Origin of the sequence: Citrobacter sp. CFNIH10 (assembly GCF_002934585.1) — a bacterium.
Taxonomy (GTDB): Bacteria; Pseudomonadota; Gammaproteobacteria; order Enterobacterales; family Enterobacteriaceae; genus Citrobacter_A; species Citrobacter_A amalonaticus.
Genome location: NZ_CP026216.1, coordinates 4,018,129 through 4,033,697 on the forward strand (window position 1 = coordinate 4,018,129; position 15,569 = coordinate 4,033,697).

18 protein-coding genes and 1 pseudogene are annotated in these 15,569 nt (G+C 52.4%); 11 read left to right on the forward strand and 8 right to left on the reverse strand.

Translation table 11 applies throughout. The features are described from left to right. Nucleotides 1–46 precede the first annotated feature (46 nt). The 3 genes from C2U53_RS23220 to C2U53_RS23230 all read left to right on the forward strand — a co-directional run bounded on the left by C2U53_RS23220 (nt 47) and on the right by C2U53_RS23230 (nt 2,017). Nucleotides 47–547: a ferritin-like domain-containing protein gene (locus C2U53_RS23220; RefSeq protein WP_044257718.1), complete on the forward strand. Its 501-nt coding sequence runs from the start codon at nt 47–49 to the stop codon at nt 545–547. Between the two features lie 64 nt (nt 548–611). Then, a complete protein-coding gene (locus C2U53_RS23225) occupies nt 612–1,118 on the forward strand; it encodes a ferritin-like domain-containing protein (protein WP_043000521.1) in 507 nt (168 codons plus the stop codon). Nucleotides 1,119–1,138: 20 nt separating this feature from the next. Then, nucleotides 1,139–2,017, forward strand: a complete 879-nt coding sequence (locus C2U53_RS23230; protein ID WP_044267184.1) for a manganese catalase family protein — start codon at nt 1,139–1,141, stop codon at nt 2,015–2,017. A 73-nt stretch (nt 2,018–2,090) separates the two neighbouring features. On the opposite strand, the gene ompW is transcribed toward C2U53_RS23230, so the two are convergent. Continuing rightward, nucleotides 2,091–2,744 carry an outer membrane protein OmpW gene (gene ompW / locus C2U53_RS23235; protein WP_043000519.1) on the reverse strand — a complete coding sequence of 218 codons (654 nt, stop codon included), beginning with the start codon at nt 2,742–2,744 and terminating at the stop codon, nt 2,091–2,093. A gap of 251 nt (nt 2,745–2,995) precedes the next feature. Between ompW and C2U53_RS23240 the strand changes: the two are divergent. The 5 genes and pseudogenes from C2U53_RS23240 to yciA form a co-directional block, all read left to right on the forward strand. After that, nucleotides 2,996–3,073 (forward strand): annotated as a pseudogene (locus C2U53_RS23240) (YkgJ family cysteine cluster protein); the annotation flags it as partial. 28 nt (nt 3,074–3,101) lie between these two features. Continuing rightward, entirely contained in the window at nt 3,102–3,845 is a 744-nt protein-coding gene (locus C2U53_RS23245; protein WP_044257714.1) for a YciC family protein, read from the forward strand. Between the two features lie 55 nt (nt 3,846–3,900). After that, nucleotides 3,901–4,440, forward strand: coding sequence for a septation protein A (locus tag C2U53_RS23250; protein ID WP_043000517.1), 540 nt, complete (start codon nt 3,901–3,903; stop codon nt 4,438–4,440). 175 nt (nt 4,441–4,615) lie between these two features. After that, a complete protein-coding gene (locus tag C2U53_RS23255) occupies nt 4,616–6,802 on the forward strand; it encodes a TonB-dependent siderophore receptor (RefSeq protein ID WP_104446505.1) in 2,187 nt (728 codons plus the stop codon). A 99-nt stretch (nt 6,803–6,901) separates the two neighbouring features. After that, a complete protein-coding gene (yciA, locus tag C2U53_RS23260) occupies nt 6,902–7,300 on the forward strand; it encodes an acyl-CoA thioester hydrolase YciA (protein ID WP_043000515.1) in 399 nt (132 codons plus the stop codon). 48 nt (nt 7,301–7,348) lie between these two features. Here the strand turns inward: yciA and tonB are convergent, their stop codons facing one another. Continuing rightward, nucleotides 7,349–8,065, reverse strand: coding sequence for a TonB system transport protein TonB (gene tonB / locus C2U53_RS23265; RefSeq protein ID WP_044267227.1), 717 nt, complete (start codon nt 8,063–8,065; stop codon nt 7,349–7,351). Nucleotides 8,066–8,277: 212 nt separating this feature from the next. Here tonB and C2U53_RS23270 point away from each other — a divergent pair, with 212 nt between their 5' ends. Further along, a complete protein-coding gene (locus C2U53_RS23270) occupies nt 8,278–8,574 on the forward strand; it encodes a YciI family protein (protein WP_043000514.1) in 297 nt (98 codons plus the stop codon). Between the two features lie 41 nt (nt 8,575–8,615). Here the strand turns inward: C2U53_RS23270 and C2U53_RS30005 are convergent, their stop codons facing one another. Continuing rightward, nucleotides 8,616–8,789, reverse strand: a complete 174-nt coding sequence (locus C2U53_RS30005) for a YciY family protein (RefSeq protein ID WP_086512586.1) — start codon at nt 8,787–8,789, stop codon at nt 8,616–8,618. Between the two features lie 141 nt (nt 8,790–8,930). On the opposite strand from C2U53_RS30005, the gene cls reads away from it, so the two are divergent. Beyond that, nucleotides 8,931–10,391: a cardiolipin synthase gene (gene cls / locus C2U53_RS23275; RefSeq protein ID WP_043000513.1), complete on the forward strand. Its 1,461-nt coding sequence runs from the start codon at nt 8,931–8,933 to the stop codon at nt 10,389–10,391. 34 nt (nt 10,392–10,425) lie between these two features. Continuing rightward, on the forward strand, nt 10,426–10,755 hold the full coding sequence (locus tag C2U53_RS23280) for an HI1450 family dsDNA-mimic protein (protein ID WP_043000512.1): 330 nt from the start codon (nt 10,426–10,428) through the stop codon (nt 10,753–10,755). 35 nt (nt 10,756–10,790) lie between these two features. Here C2U53_RS23280 and C2U53_RS23285 read toward each other — a convergent pair whose 3' ends face one another. From C2U53_RS23285 to oppB, 5 genes are read right to left on the reverse strand one after another with little or no spacing between them, the layout of a single operon-like run. After that, the gene (locus C2U53_RS23285; RefSeq protein WP_043000511.1) at nt 10,791–11,627 is read right to left on the reverse strand and encodes an ion transporter; all 837 of its coding nucleotides are present in this window, start codon (nt 11,625–11,627) and stop codon (nt 10,791–10,793) included. 47 nt (nt 11,628–11,674) lie between these two features. Then, on the reverse strand, nt 11,675–12,679 hold the full coding sequence (gene oppF, locus C2U53_RS23290) for a murein tripeptide/oligopeptide ABC transporter ATP-binding protein OppF (protein WP_043000510.1): 1,005 nt from the start codon (nt 12,677–12,679) through the stop codon (nt 11,675–11,677). After that, the gene (oppD, locus tag C2U53_RS23295; RefSeq protein ID WP_043000509.1) at nt 12,676–13,689 is read right to left on the reverse strand and encodes a murein tripeptide/oligopeptide ABC transporter ATP-binding protein OppD; all 1,014 of its coding nucleotides are present in this window, start codon (nt 13,687–13,689) and stop codon (nt 12,676–12,678) included. The genes oppF and oppD overlap by 4 nt, the downstream gene beginning before the upstream one ends. A gap of 11 nt (nt 13,690–13,700) precedes the next feature. Next, on the reverse strand, nt 13,701–14,609 hold the full coding sequence (oppC, locus tag C2U53_RS23300; protein ID WP_043000508.1) for an oligopeptide ABC transporter permease OppC: 909 nt from the start codon (nt 14,607–14,609) through the stop codon (nt 13,701–13,703). 14 nt (nt 14,610–14,623) lie between these two features. Beyond that, nucleotides 14,624–15,544: an oligopeptide ABC transporter permease OppB gene (gene oppB, locus C2U53_RS23305; RefSeq protein WP_043000507.1), complete on the reverse strand. Its 921-nt coding sequence runs from the start codon at nt 15,542–15,544 to the stop codon at nt 14,624–14,626. Nucleotides 15,545–15,569 lie beyond the last annotated feature (25 nt).

Genomic DNA, 15,569 nt, shown 5'->3' on the forward strand with positions numbered 1-15,569 from the left:
ACGCTGCGAGTCTTTCGACTCGCAGTATCATCCCAGGAGAATAGAGATGAATATTAAAACTGTTGAAGATGTTTTTATCCACCTGCTTTCAGACACCTACAGCGCAGAAAAACAATTGACTCGGGCGCTATCGAAATTAGCCAGAGCTGCCTCCAGTGAAAAATTAAGTCAGGCATTTCAGTCCCACCTTGAAGAGACCCAAGGGCAAATTGAACGTATTGATCAGATCGTTGAATCCGAAGCGGGTATTAAAGTAAAACGCATGAAGTGTGTGGCGATGGAAGGTCTGATCGAAGAGGCCAACGAGGTCATTGAGAGCACCGAGAAAAACGACGTGCGTGACGCTGCGCTTATTGCCGCCGCACAAAAAGTTGAACACTATGAGATTGCCAGCTACGGCACTCTTGCCACTCTCGCAGAGCAACTGGGCTATCGCAAAGCAGTGAAACTGCTGAATGAAACCCTGGAAGAAGAGAAAGCAACCGATATTAAACTGACCGATTTAGCCATCGGCAACGTGAATAAGAAAGCGCAGAATAAATCCTGAATTATTTTTACCCTGGTTATTAAATATCCGCTTTTAATTAATTCATTCCCAGAGGACATTACAAATGAATGCTATCGAACATTATCATGACTGGCTTCGTGACGCCCATGCTATGGAAAAACAAGCCGAATCGATGCTGGAATCCATGGCGGGTCGTATCGATAACTATCCCGATCTACGCTCGAGAATTGAGCAACATATTAGCGAAACCAAACATCAAATTACGATTCTGGAAGAGATCCTCGACCGCAATAATATCTCACGTTCTGTCATTAAAGATTCGATGAGTAAAATGGCGGCGCTGGGACAATCCATTGGTGGTATTTTTCCATCTGATGAAATCGTAAAAGGTTCGATCAGCGGTTATGTTTTTGAACAATTCGAAATTGCCTGCTATACCTCCCTGCTTGCTGCGGCGCAAAAAGCAGGCGATACCGCCTCAATTCCGGCTATTGAATCTATTCTCAATGAAGAGAAACAAATGGCTGACTGGCTGATTAAGCATATTCCGCAAACGACGGAACAATTTTTACTGCGCTCGGAAACTGACGGCGTAGAAGCCAAAAAATAACAAATACATCAGGAGGCATAATGTTTCGACACGTTAAGCAACTTCAATATACGGTGCGAGTCAGCGAGCCTAACCCTGGTTTAGCGAATCTTTTGCTGGAGCAATTTGGCGGCCCACAGGGCGAACTGGCTGCGGCATGTCGTTACTTCACTCAGGGCCTGGGTGATGATGATGCTGGACGCAAAGAGATGCTGATGGACATTGCGACCGAAGAACTGAGTCACCTTGAAATCATCGGCTCCCTTGTCGGGATGCTGAATAAAGGGGCCAAAGGCGCATTGGCAGAGGGGACGGAAAATGAAGCCGAACTGTACCGATCCTTAACGGCAAATGGGAATGACAGCCATATCACCTCGCTGCTGTATGGCGGCGGTCCGGCCCTCACTAACTCCGCCGGTGTGCCCTGGACTGCGGCGTATATCGATACGATTGGCGAAGTGACAGCCGATTTACGCTCCAATATCGCGGCTGAAGCACGCGCTAAAATCATCTACGAACGCCTGATCAACGTAACGGACGATCCCGGTGTTAAGGATGCACTGGCATTTTTGATGACGCGCGAAGCGGCACACCAGCTCTCCTTTGAAAAGGCGCTCTACTCTATTCGGAATAATTTTCCGCCGGGCAAATTGCCGCCGGTCGAGCAATACACGAATGTGTATTACAACATGTCGCAAGGCGACGATCCGCGTGGAAGCTGGAACAGCGATGACTATTTCGATTATGTTGCCGATCCGCAGCCTGCCGTGGATGGCGGAGATGGCCTGGCGACCGTCAAACTGACCAAAGAGCAACAGGCGATGGTCAAAGCCATGGCGAAAAGGACCCAGTCCGATCCGAACGCAGACCCATTAACCGGCGCTGAGCTGGGTGATGGCGAACCAAAGGACAAAGCATAAGCAGATATAGCGATAAAACCGTGTGTGTCATGTCCCTGTTGACCCCGTAAATACGGGGTCTTTTTTAGGCCAATCAGAAACGGTAACCGGCAGAGAACATAAATACCCACGGATCGAGGCGGATGTTGTCGTTGTAACGACCTTCCGGCAGTACGGCGCCGTTAGATTTATATTTGGCTTCGGTATCAATATCCATGTACCACACTGACATGTTGATCAGCCAGTCGCGGTTGATGAGATAATCCAGACCGACTTGCCCTGCCACACCCCACGAGTCTTTCAGACTAAGATCGGACAGCCCTGCATTCTGACCATCATCATTGAATTTCGTGTCGAAAAAGGTGGTGTAGTTAACGCCTGCGCCAACATAAGGACGCAATTTGCTGCTGGAATCACCGAAATACCACTGCGCCATCAGGGTTGGCGGCAGGTGATGAACGGTGGCGATATCACCGGTCGCCTGCGTGCCTACTTTATGGCGGAATGGCGTTGCCGCCAGCAGTTCAACACCGATGTTATCGGTCGCCATATAAGTGAATGTCAAACCTAACTGCGTGTTGTTACTGACATTAAAGCCGCCTAAATGGCCTAACGTTCCATCCGCACCTTCCGTCGGTCTTACCGTCGCCGAACCGGCACGAATAAAGAACTCACCAGCTTCATGCGCGTAAACGCTGCCAGAGAGAAGTGTACATACTGCCAACGCCGCCACTGTTAATTTTTTCATATCCGCTCCATCGTTATGGTTATAAATACGTTACAAATATACCTACATTGGAGTAATAAGTGATCTCTCCAGGGTCACATTCGACTATCAAATTCAATGTTTGTTGATCCAGATTAAAGTAGAAGTGGTATTGAAAATACAATTATTGGAATCAGATCAATTTTTAATATTTCCATGATGAATGCATTTCTTGCGTTTTTTGCGTTTGTTAAAACTGACTCCCCGTAGATTTGTTGAGCAAATTACTCTGGCTTTACAAAGATATGCTTTTCCATACACCCCTTGATGCTGCCACTGCGCAGTTATCCAGGGTACAATTGCATGCTTAACAACACCTGCAGAACTCAAGGAGAGTGCATGTCTATCACGGCGAAATCTGTATACCGTGACACCGGGAATTTTTTCCGTAATCAATTTTTAACCATCCTGCTGATCTCGCTGCTGTGCGCGTTCATCACGGTGGTATTAGGGCATGCCTTCTCACCCAGCGATGCGCAGATTGCGCAACTGAGTGAAGGGGATCATCTTGAAGGAAGCGTAGGCTTGTTCGAACTGGTGCAAAACATGACGCCGGAGCAGCAGCAGATCCTGTTGCGCGCCTCGGCAGCGTCTACCTTTTCAGGACTGATTGGTAATGCCGTCCTGGCCGGTGGCGTTCTGCTAATGATTCAGTTAATTTCAGCCGGTCATCGCGTCAGCGCCCTGCGCGCGATCGGTGCCAGTGCGCCGATCCTGCCGCGTCTGTTCATCCTGATTTTACTGACGACCCTGCTGGTACAGCTCGGGATTATGCTGGTCGTGGTACCAGGCATCCTGTTGGCAATCCTGCTGGCGCTTGCGCCGATTATGCTGGTTCAGGATAAAATGGGTGTATTCGCCGCAATGCGCAACAGTATGCGTCTGGCGTGGTCTAATATGCGACTGGTCGCCCCGGCTGTGATGGGCTGGCTGCTGGCAAAAACGCTACTGTTGCTGTTTGCCTCCAGCTTTGCTGCGCTTGACCCTAACGTTGGCGCCGTTATCGCGAATACGTTGAGCAATCTGATCTCCGCCATATTGCTCATCTACCTGTTCCGTCTGTATATGTTGATTCGCCAATAACCCTGTCTGCGTCGCCGGCAGTAATGCCCGACGCGTTTGATTACGGAATCGAAGAATGAAGCAGTTTCTTGATTTTTTACCGCTGGTTGTCTTCTTTGTTTTTTACAAAGTGTACGACATCTATGCGGCCACCTCGGCGCTCATTGTCGCAACGGCAATCGTGCTCATCTACAGCTGGGTTCGCTATCGCAAAGTTGAAAAAATGGCGCTGATCACTTTTGTTCTGGTGGCCGTGTTCGGCGGGTTAACCCTCTTCTTCCATAATGATGAGTTTATTAAATGGAAAGTGACGGTGATTTACGGCCTGTTTGCCGGTGCGCTTCTGGTTAGCCAGTGGATCATGAAAAAGCCGCTGATCCAGCGCATGCTGGGTAAAGAACTGACGCTACCACAGCCGGTCTGGTCTAAGCTCAATCTCGCGTGGGCCATCTTCTTTATTCTATGTGGGCTTGCCAATATTTACATCGCCTTCTGGCTGCCGCAAAACATCTGGGTGAACTTTAAGGTATTCGGCCTCACCGCCTTGACGCTGATCTTTACCCTGTTGAGTGGTGTTTATATCTATCGCCATCTCCCGCAAGAAGACAAATCGTAAATGCTCATCCAACCAGGCCCATGGGCCTGGTTTTGCTTTCTGCACAATCCCTGCCGTACTCGCCCTAAATTGCCTGAATCGTGAAGATATTATGGAGATTGCCTTCACAACATTGAAATGAGAATAATTATCATTGATATTCCGTATCGAATTTTTACAATTGGGATGTCAGTTGATGAATACGATAACAAAAATTTCTCCACGCCCTCTGGCGCTTTTGATTGCCACAGCATTAAGCGGAAATGCATTCGCCGCAGACGACGTTCTGAACGACGGTGAAACGATGGTCGTCCAGGCCACCGCCGAAGAAGCTCTCAAGCAACAACCCGGTGTTTCTATTATCACCGCCAAAGACATTGAAAAATCCCCACCGGTCAACGACCTCTCCGATATTATTCGCACCATGCCCGGTGTGAACCTGACGGGCAACAGCGCCAGCGGCAGTCGGGGAAATAACCGTCAGATTGATATTCGCGGCATGGGTCCGGAAAACACGCTGATCCTGATTGACGGCGTACCGGTCACCTCGCGAAACTCGGTGCGCTATAGCTGGCGCGGGGAGCGTGATACCCGTGGTGACACAAACTGGGTACCGGCAGAGATGGTCGAGCGTATTGAGGTGCTGCGCGGCCCGGCAGCGGCACGTTACGGTTCCGGCGCGGCGGGTGGCGTCGTAAATATCATCACTAAACGGCCAACGAACGACTGGCATGGCTCGCTGTCTCTTTATACCAACCAGCCCGAGAACAGCAAAGAAGGTGCCACCAGGCGAGCGAACGTCAATCTGAGCGGCCCGCTCATTGACGATGTTCTCACCATGCGTTTGTATGGCAACATCAACAAAACTGACGCCGATGCGGCGGATATCAATACCCGGCAAAATGGATCCTATGCCGCAGGGCGCGAAGGGGTGCGCAATAAAGACATCAACGCCCTGCTCTCCTGGAAACTGACGCCACAGCAAATTGTCGATTTTGACTATAGCTACAGTCGTCAGGGCAATATCTATGCCGGGGATACCCAGTATAGCAACGCTAACGTCAGTCCTGACGGGCTGGTCAGTACCCTTTACGGCGATGAAACCAACCGGATGTATCGTCAGTCGTGGGGGCTGACGCATAACGGCATCTGGGACTGGGGGCAGTCTACATTCGGCGTCTACTACGAAAAAACCAATAACACCCGAATGCAGGAAGGCTCGACCGGTAAAGTGGAAGGGATGATCAATAACACCGAATACGCCACCAGCCGCCTGGAATCTTATCGTTCTTCCGGAGAACTCAACATCCCTGTCTTCTGGCTGGTTGATCAAACCCTGACGGTGGGTGCGGAGTGGAACCGTGACGAACTCAACGATCCGGCGTCTATGCAGGCCACCAGCGCATCCGGCGTGCAGATTGGCAATGTCTCCGGTGACGCCTCCAGTCGCAGTTCCAAAAATAGCGCCACGCTCACCGGTATATATCTGGAAGATAATATCGAAGCGCGGCCTGGCACGGATATTATTCCGGGGATCCGTTTTGACTATCACGACGAATTTGGCAGCAACTGGAGCCCCAGTCTGAATATGTCGCAGGAACTGGGCGATCTGTTTAAGCTGAAAGCCGGGATTGCGCGCGTCTTTAAAGCGCCAAACCTGTATCAGTCCAGCGAGGGATATTTGCTCTCCACGCGCGGCAACGGGTGTCCGAATACTATCGCCGCCGGCAGTTGTTATCTGCTGGGTAATCCGGATCTGGACCCGGAAATCAGTATTAACAAAGAGATCGGCCTGGAATTTAATTACGCTGGGTGGGATGCGGGAATCACCTGGTTCCGTAATGACTATAAGAATAAAATCGTCGCCGGGACCGATATTATCGGTTACGCCTCCAACGGAAATAACATCCTGCAATGGGAAAATGGTGGCAAAGCGATTGTCGAAGGTCTGGAAGGTAACGTGGTGATCCCGCTGGTGCCGGAAACGTTAAGCTGGCGCACAAACGCGACGTATATGATCAAATCAGAGAACAAGGACACCGGTAACCCGCTCTCCGTGATCCCGAAATACACCATTAATACCCTGCTCGACTGGCAGGTGAACGACAAGCTTTCCACGCAGCTACAGTGGACGCAGTACGGTCGACAAAAACCGCGCGAGTATGCTGAAACGCGCAACGAAACGGGTGCCATGTCGGATAAGGAGATGGGTGCCTACGCGGTTGTCGGACTTGGCGCTAATTACCAGATGACGAAAAACCTGCGCCTGAACGCCGGGATCAGTAACCTCTTCGACAAGCGGATCTATCGTGAAAACGATGGCGCCTCAACCTACAACGAACCCGGACGCGCTTACTATGCGGGCGTAACGATGTCATTCTAATCACCCAAACGCCCGTCTCGCGGGCGTTTCCCCTCTGTTCTCCATGCTAAAATCATAGTAGCATCGCGCCTGAAATTTTTTTCTACAGTCGGTTTTACAATGACAACAACAACTCACGCCCCGCAGGGCGAACTGGTTTTACGCACACTGGCTATGCCTGCCGATACCAATGCCAACGGTGATATTTTTGGCGGCTGGCTGATGTCGCAGATGGATATTGGCGGTGCTATTCAGGCCAAAGAGATTGCCCATGGTCGCGTGGTGACCGTCCGTGTGGAAGGAATGAGCTTTCTGCGTCCGGTTGCCGTCGGCGATGTGGTATGTTGCTACGCCCGTTGTGTGAAGCGCGGAACCACTTCCGTCAGCATCAATATTGAAGTCTGGGTCAAGAAAGTGGCGTCAGAGCCAATTGGCCAGCGCTACAAAGCGACAGAGGCACTGTTTATCTACGTCGCGGTAGATCCAGACGGTAAACCCCGCCCGCTACCGGTAGAATAAATACAAAAAAGCCTCCATTACGGAGGCTTTTACGTTATCACCAGATGATCATTCGATTTGCGTGGTGCCGTTCAGACGGAAGACGATATTCACGACCAGCCCTGAACCCGGTTTACCGGCTTCATAGCGCCATCTGCGCATCGCATTCTTCACTTCACGTTCAAACATGTTAGCCGGTTGCGCTGACACGATTTGTACGTTGTCCACCCGGCCATCGGACGTAACATCAAACTTCACTTTTACCCGCCCCTCAATACGTAATGCCTGAGCGCGCGCAGGATACTGCGGCTGGTTACGCGTTAACGCACGTGGACCTGCCGGAACGCTCACTGTCGGCTTGCTGGTTGCCGGCGCAGTGCTGGTGGCCGGACGCGAAGGCGCGGTATTCTCAAACGGCGACGCCGGACGCGGCTCGGCAGGTTTGACATCACGCTTCGGCTGCTCCTGTACCTTTTTCACCGGTTTCGGTTTGGGCTTAGGTTTAGGCTTCGGTTTCTCGATAACAACCGGCGCCTCTTTGGGCGGTTCGGGAATCGGTTCCGGCTCAGGTTCAGGCTCGACAACCGGTTCCGGCGGCGGCTGGACAGCCTGCGGCGGTTCCAGGTCGGCTGGCGAAACCATCGTTACGGAGATGGGCTGCGCAGGGGCAGGCAATTCAATAACCTGATGTACCGAGGTATACAAGAGTCCCGCCACTAAAGCGCCATGAATGCCGACAGAAAGTAGCGTCGGCCAGGGAAAGCGACGAGGTAAATCAAGGGTCATTGAAGTCATAATCGTTTCAGTTGAAAAACCAGGCCCCAATTTTAAATGCAAATAGCAATCATATTCAATAAGCCATCGCCATAAGCGCCATTTTTCTCCTAAAAATTCCCTGACAATTGTACAGCCTTAACAAGGCTGTCATCTTTGCGTTGCAGTAAAGAGGCCTTTCAAATAACGTATTTAGCACTTTTACCGAACAAGGAGCCCTATCCGTGCTTTATGTCATCTACGCGCAAGATAACCCGAATTCACTTGAAAAGCGTCTTTCCGTCCGCCCCGCGCATCTGGCACGACTACAGTTGCTTCACGACGAAGGACGTCTCCTGACTGCAGGCCCCATGCCAGCGGTAGATAGTAACGATCCCGGTGCGGCAGGTTTTACCGGCTCCACGGTGATTGCTGAATTTGACTCACTGGAAGAGGCGCAATCCTGGGCCGAGGCTGACCCGTATGTTGCCGCCGGGGTTTACGCGCAGGTTTCAGTGAAACCCTTTAAGAAGACGTTCTGAAAGACGTGTTCATTGGGCACCGCATGCGGTGCCCTGTTCACTCAGAGGCTATGGATCGCAAACAGCAGCGAATTACGTTGCTGATTCAGGACACATTTTCTGATTGAGTGGATCCGCATATTCCGACGCGACTGTCCTTCAAGCCAACGCGCTTTACGGCGACTGGCCTGACGCAGCATCCGCCAGCGTCCCACTTCCGTTCTACTCCGCTTCATGATACCTACTCTTACAGTGCAAGAATGGGCATTATACCCCCCACAGACAGGCAGGCTAGCGCTTTTGCCGTGTTTTTATTTGCCAGATTTATCATGACGCGTAAACTCATAACAATACGCTTTCAAAAGGATTTTTAATCTATGACAACCTTCTACACGGTGGTGAGTTGGCTGGTCATTCTGGGCTACTGGGTGCTCATTGCCGGTGTAACATTACGTATTTTAATGAAACGTCGCGCGGTTCCTTCTGCGATGGCCTGGCTGCTAATCATTTATATTCTGCCGTTGGTCGGAATTATTGCTTATTTATCCTTCGGGGAACTGCATCTGGGCAAGCGTCGGGCAGAACGCGCTCGCGCAATGTGGCCATCCACCGCAAAGTGGCTGAACGATCTTAAAGCCTGCAAACATATCTTTGCCGAAGAGAACAGCAGCGTCGCCGCTTCGCTGTTCAAACTCTGTGAGCGTCGCCAGGGCATCGCGGGGGTTAAAGGCAACCAACTCCAGTTGCTCACCGATTCTGACGATGTGATGCAGGCGCTGATCCGCGATATTCAGTTGGCACGACATAACATCGAAATGGTGTTCTATATCTGGCAACCTGGCGGTATGGCGGATCAGGTGGCGGAATCCCTGATGGCTGCCGCACGACGCGGGATCCATTGCCGACTCATGCTGGACTCTGCCGGTAGCGTCGCTTTCTTCCGCAGCCCCTGGGCGGCGATGATGCGCAACGCTGGTATCGAAGTGGTCGAAGCGCTGAAGGTTAACCTGTTCCGTGTGTTCCTGCGCCGCATGGACCTGCGTCAGCACCGCAAAATGGTGATGATTGATAACTATATTGCTTATACCGGTAGTATGAATATGGTGGATCCGCGCTTTTTCAAACAGGATGCGGGCGTCGGTCAGTGGGTGGATCTGATGGCGCGGATGGAAGGTCCGGTGGCAACCGCAATGGGCATCGTCTATTCCTGCGACTGGGAGATTGAAACCGGCAAACGCATTCTGCCTCCGCCGCCGGACGTCAACATAATGCCGTTCGAAGAGGCCAGCGGACACACAATTCATACCATCGCTTCCGGCCCAGGCTTTCCGGAAGATCTGATACACCAGGCGCTGCTGACGGCGGCTTATTCGGCGCGTGAATATTTAATTATGACTACCCCCTACTTCGTGCCGAGCGACGATTTGCTGCATGCCATCTGTACAGCGGCGCAGCGCGGTGTGGACGTCAGTATTATTCTGCCACGCAAGAACGATTCACTCCTGGTTGGCTGGGCCAGCCGCGCCTTCTTTACCGAGCTGTTGGCGGCCGGGGTGAAAATTTATCAGTTCGAAGGCGGTCTGTTGCATACCAAGAGCGTACTGGTCGATGGTGAACTCAGTCTGGTCGGGACCGTGAATCTGGATATGCGCAGTCTGTGGCTGAATTTTGAGATCACGCTGGTGATTGATGACGTCGGATTCGGCGGCGATCTGGCGGCTGTGCAGGACGATTATATCTCCCGTTCTCGCCTGCTGGACGCGAATTTGTGGCTAAAACGCCCGCTCTGGCAGCGGATCACCGAGCGACTGTTTTACTTCTTCAGTCCGTTGCTGTAAAACGTGCCCAAGAGACGGTAAACAGGTAGTCACTATGGATATGGATCTGAACAATCGCCTGACTGAAGACGAAACGCTTGAGCAGGCTTACGATATTTTTCTCGAACTGGCGGCCGATAACCTCGACCCGGCGGACATTATTCTGTTCAACCTGCAGTTTGAGGAGCGCGGCGGCGCAGAGTTATTTGATCCGTCAGAAGACTGGCAGGATCACGTGGATTATGACCTGAACCCGGACTTCTTTGCCGAAGTGGTGATTGGTCTGGCAGACAGTGAAGACGGCGAGATCAACGATATTTTTGCCCGCGTGTTGCTGTGTCGCGAAAAAAATCACAAGCTCTGCCATATTCTCTGGCGCGAATAATCAAAGACAAGAGCCGCAATCGCGGCTCTTTTTATTTAGTCCGGCAATTTACTGCCGCAGTGGTTACAAAATTTCGCGCTATGTTCATGCTGGCTCTGCTGGCACTGTGGGCATTGGCGCTGTTGATTCCGCTTTTGAAACGCCATGCTCATATGCGTGGTGATCAACCCAGTAGGAATGGCAATCACTGAATAGCCAATCAAAATCAGGACTGATGCCACAATCCGCCCCAATGGCGTATGTGGCGAAATATCGCCATACCCAACCGTCGTGACGGTCACAATCGCCCAGTAGACCGACGCATTCAGCGTGGTGAATCCATATTCCGGTCCTTCGATGAGATACATCAGCGTGCCGAAAATAATCATCAAAATGCCGATAAACGAATAAAACAGAATCAGTTGATGCCGGGCACTCATAATCGCCCGCCAGAATACCCGTAATGAAGGCATAAAACGCAACAGCTTAAGGATCCGCAGGATACGAATGGCCCGCATAGCCCGCCAGGCAAAAACGTAATTGAGGCTGATTTCCGGCCACAGCCACATCACATACAACGGCAGAATAGTCGCTAAATCAATTAAGCCCCAGAAGCTGAAGACATATTTCGCCGGATTCGGCCAGCTCACTAAACGCAGCAAATATTCCAGCGTAAAGACCAGCGTGATGATGAGTTCAAGCCAGACAAAAATATGCCACTCATCAAGCGTCAGGTGATATTGCGTGCCAAGGCCCGATTCAATAAAAATAACCAGCACGCTCAACAGCGCGAACAGAGCACATAACCCCTCGCCCCGTCGCCCTGAGCGGGTGTTCAGATCGAACAAGCGGTGATAAATCTGCCTGCGAAGCGATGACAAGGAAAACGACACGATAACCTCTGCGAAAAGAAGGGCTGACAGTTTGTCAGCCCTTGCGATTATAGCGGGTCTACTTTAAGGCAGGAAACCGCATGCCGGAAACTGCCTTCCAGTACCGGACGCGTTTTCGCACATTCCGGGCCGGCTATCGGACAACGGGTACGGAATACACAGCCTGACGGCGGGTTAATCGGTGACGGCAATTCCCCTTCCAGTAGCTGAATCGTCTTGTTCTTTTCCAGATCGGGATCGGGAATCGGTACCGCCGACATCAGCGCTTTAGTGTAGGGATGCAGTGGGTTGTGATAGACCTCGTCATAGGTCCCCAGTTCCACGGCATGACCCAGATACATCACCAGCACGCGATCAGAGATATGTTTTACGACCGCCAGGTCATGGGCGATGAAGATCAGCGACAGCCCCATTTCCCGCTGAAGCTGCTGCAAGAGGTTGACGACCTGCGCCTGAATTGACACGTCCAACGCGGAGACCGGCTCATCGCAGATGATCAGCTTCGGCTCCAGAATCAACGCCCGGGCAATCCCGATACGCTGGCACTGACCGCCCGAAAACTCATGCGGATAGCGGTTAATCAGGTTTGGCAGTAAGCCCACCTTCATCATCATCGCTTTCACCCGATCGCGTACTTCCTGACGCGGTAATTTCGGATGATAGGTTCGCAGCGGTTCAGCGATGATTTCACCAATGGTCATGCGAGGGTTCAGCGATGCCAGCGGATCCTGGAAAATCATCTGAATATCACTGCGAACGTCCCGCCATTCATCGGGGTTCATCCCCAGCAGGTCTTTACCCAACCATGCCACCCGACCATCGGTCGCTTTTACCAGCCCGATAATGGCCCGGGCAAAGGTCGACTTCCCGCAGCCGGATTCGCCAACGACCCCCAGCGTCTCTCCTTCATACAGCCGCAGCGTCACGCCATCGACTGCCTTCAGCGTTTTTGAGGGCTGCCAGAACCACTGCTTGCCATCTTTAATATCGAAATGCACCTTCAGATCGGCGATTTCCAGGAGGACTTTACGTTTTTCATCTACAGCGTTCATGCCAGATCCTCCACCGGTTTAAAGCAGGCACGCAGGCGTCCCGGACTGAACTCCTCCAGCGGCGGAGTGGTGCTACAAATCTCCATCGCATGCGGACAGCGCGGCTGGAACGGACAGCCTTTCGGCAGACGCAGTAAGTTGGGCGGGTTCCCCGGAATCGTCAGCATCTCGTCACCTTCGCCATCCAGACGCGGCACCGCATTGAGAAGACCTATCGAATAAGGATGAACGGGCTGATAAAAGACATCGCGGGCATTACCGTATTCCATCGTCCGACCGGCATACATCACCAGCACTTTGTCGCAAATCCCGGCCACCACCCCAAGATCGTGGGTAATCATGATGATGGCGGTGTTGAATTCACGCTTCAGTTCATTGAGAAGCGTCATGATTTGCGCCTGCACGGTAACATCCAGGGCGGTCGTCGGTTCGTCGGCAATCAGTAACTTCGGCCGGCACAGCAGCGCCATTGCGATCATCACGCGCTGACGCATACCGCCGGAAAATTCATGCGGGAACATTTTCATCCGCTTACGCGCTTCCGGCATTTTGACCGCATCCAGCATTCTGACCGACTCTTCAAACGCCTCCGCTTTGCTCATGCTTTTATGCAGCATCAGCACTTCCATCAGTTGCTCCCCGACACGCATGTAGGGATTCAGCGAGGTCATCGGGTCCTGAAAAATCATCGAGATTTGCTCGGCGCGCAGCTTATTCAGTTCGTGCTCCGGCAGATTGAGGATCTCGCGGCCGCTAAACGTCGCCGAGCCACCAATCCGGCCATTCGCGGCCAGCAGCCCCATCAACGCAAACGCGGTCTGTGATTTACCTGAACCAGACTCACCGACGATGCCGAGGGTTTCTCCGGCGCGCAGCGTAAAGTTCAAATCATTCACCGCGGTGACATCACCGTCCGGGGTACTGAACGTCACACGAAGATCTTTTACGTCCAGCAGTGCGTTAGCCCTTTGCTGCGCGAACGGCACGCCTGCAGTTTCAATTACGCTCATGGCTGCACTCCTTAACGGTCTTTCGGGTCGAGGGCATCACGCAAGCCATCGCCAATAAAGTTAAAACAGAACAACGTCACCACCAGAAAAGCGGCCGGGAACAGCAGTAGCCACGGCGACACTTCCATCGAGTTGGCGCCATCGCTCAGCAACGCGCCCCAACTGCTCAGCGGCTCCTGCGTCCCCAGCCCCAGGAAGCTGAGGAACGATTCGAACAGGATCATGCTTGGCACCAGCAAGGAGGCGTACACCACCACCACGCCCAGCACGTTAGGCACAATATGACGCAGGACGATGTTACCGGTCGACACGCCGCCCACCTGCGCGGCTTCAATAAATTCTTTCCGCTTCAGGCTCAGGGTTTGCCCGCGCACAATACGCGCCATATCCAGCCAGGAAACCATCCCGATCGCCACAAAAATCAGCAGAATATTTTGCCCGAAGAAGGTGACCAGCAGGATAACGAAGAACATAAACGGGAAGGAGTTGAGGATTTCCAGCAGGCGCATCATCACCGAGTCGATTTTGCCGCCCAGATAGCCTGAAAGCGAGCCGTACAGCGTCCCCACTACCACCGCAACGAGCGCGGCCGCGATGCCGACCATCAGCGAGATCCGCCCGCCAATCGCCACGCGCACCAGCAGGTCACGTCCAGAGGAGTCGGTACCAAAATAGTGACCAGACTCGCTATCCGGCGCGCTAGACATCATGCCCCAGTCGGTATCGAAGTAGGTGAACTGCGACAGCATCGGTGCCAGCGTCACGAACAGCGCAATCACCACCAACACAATTAGACTGGCAACCGCAGCGCGGTTATGCATAAAACGACGGCGAGCATCCTGCCACAGGCTGCGCCCCTCGACCTCCAGCTTCTCACTGAAATTCTCCAGCGCTTCGCTGTTTTTCTTACCTAACATCATCGCGAGCTCCAGTATCAGTAACGAATTTTCGGGTCGATGACGGCATAGAGCACGTCAACAATCGCATTAAAGACAATGGTCAATGTCCCCACGAGGATCGTCAGGCTGAGAACCAGCGAGTAATCGCGGTTCAGCGCGCCGTTAACAAACAGCTGACCAATCCCCGGCAAACCATAGATTGTCTCAATGACCATTGAACCTGTGATAATCCCGACAAATGCCGGTCCCATATAGGAGAGCACCGGGAGTAACGCCGGTTTCAACGCATGGCGGAAAATAATACGGCGCATCGGCAGCCCTTTCGCTCGCGCGGTGCGAATGAAGTTTGAGTGCAGCACTTCAATCATTGAGCCACGGGTGATACGCGCAATACTGGCAATATAGGCCAGTGATAACGCCACCATCGGCAGGATCATAAATTTCAGCGCCCCGCCATTCCAGCCGCCACCCGGCAGCCATTTGAGGGTGATCGCAAATATCATGACCAGCAGAGGCGCGACCACAAAGCTCGGTATTACCACCCCGGTCATCGCCACCCCCATGACCGCATAGTCCCATCGCGTGTTTTGCTTCAACGCGGCAATTACGCCAGCGCTCACCCCGAGGATCACGGCCAGAAAAAAGGCGGCAAGACCCAGTTTCGCCGATACCGGAAAACTCGAAGCGACCAGGTCGTTAACCGTATAATCTTTGTATTTAAAGGAAGGACCGAAATCACCGTGCGCCAGTTGCTTCAGATAGCTGAAATACTGGGTCATGATAGGGTCGTTAAGATGGTATTTCGCTTCAATGTTTGCCAGAACTTCTGCCGGCAGCGCGCGTTCACCGGTGAAGGGACTTCCCGGCGCAAGACGCATCATAAAGAACGAAATGGTAATAAGAATAAACAGCGTCGGAATTGCTTCCAGACAGCGGCGTAGAATAAATTTCAACATTGCCCGTACCTTCTGGCGTGTGCCT

What these genes read in the sequence shown, in the direction of transcription:
- C2U53_RS23220 (WP_044257718.1), top strand. Translation starts at nt 47, where the DNA reads ATGAATATTAAAACTGTTGAAGATGTTTTTATCCACCTGCTTTCAGAC.
- C2U53_RS23225 (WP_043000521.1), top strand. Translation starts at nt 612, where the DNA reads ATGAATGCTATCGAACATTATCATGACTGGCTTCGTGACGCCCATGCT.
- C2U53_RS23230 (WP_044267184.1), top strand. Translation starts at nt 1,139, where the DNA reads ATGTTTCGACACGTTAAGCAACTTCAATATACGGTGCGAGTCAGCGAG.
- ompW (WP_043000519.1), bottom strand. Translation starts at nt 2,744, where the DNA reads ATGAAAAAATTAACAGTGGCGGCGTTGGCAGTATGTACACTTCTCTCT.
- C2U53_RS23245 (WP_044257714.1), top strand. Translation starts at nt 3,102, where the DNA reads ATGTCTATCACGGCGAAATCTGTATACCGTGACACCGGGAATTTTTTC.
- C2U53_RS23250 (WP_043000517.1), top strand. Translation starts at nt 3,901, where the DNA reads ATGAAGCAGTTTCTTGATTTTTTACCGCTGGTTGTCTTCTTTGTTTTT.
- C2U53_RS23255 (WP_104446505.1), top strand. Translation starts at nt 4,616, where the DNA reads ATGAATACGATAACAAAAATTTCTCCACGCCCTCTGGCGCTTTTGATT.
- yciA (WP_043000515.1), top strand. Translation starts at nt 6,902, where the DNA reads ATGACAACAACAACTCACGCCCCGCAGGGCGAACTGGTTTTACGCACA.
- tonB (WP_044267227.1), bottom strand. Translation starts at nt 8,065, where the DNA reads ATGACCCTTGATTTACCTCGTCGCTTTCCCTGGCCGACGCTACTTTCT.
- C2U53_RS30005 (WP_086512586.1), bottom strand. Translation starts at nt 8,789, where the DNA reads ATGAAGCGGAGTAGAACGGAAGTGGGACGCTGGCGGATGCTGCGTCAG.
- cls (WP_043000513.1), top strand. Translation starts at nt 8,931, where the DNA reads ATGACAACCTTCTACACGGTGGTGAGTTGGCTGGTCATTCTGGGCTAC.
- C2U53_RS23280 (WP_043000512.1), top strand. Translation starts at nt 10,426, where the DNA reads ATGGATATGGATCTGAACAATCGCCTGACTGAAGACGAAACGCTTGAG.
- oppF (WP_043000510.1), bottom strand. Translation starts at nt 12,679, where the DNA reads ATGAACGCTGTAGATGAAAAACGTAAAGTCCTCCTGGAAATCGCCGAT.
- oppD (WP_043000509.1), bottom strand. Translation starts at nt 13,689, where the DNA reads ATGAGCGTAATTGAAACTGCAGGCGTGCCGTTCGCGCAGCAAAGGGCT.
- oppC (WP_043000508.1), bottom strand. Translation starts at nt 14,609, where the DNA reads ATGATGTTAGGTAAGAAAAACAGCGAAGCGCTGGAGAATTTCAGTGAG.
- oppB (WP_043000507.1), bottom strand. Translation starts at nt 15,544, where the DNA reads ATGTTGAAATTTATTCTACGCCGCTGTCTGGAAGCAATTCCGACGCTG.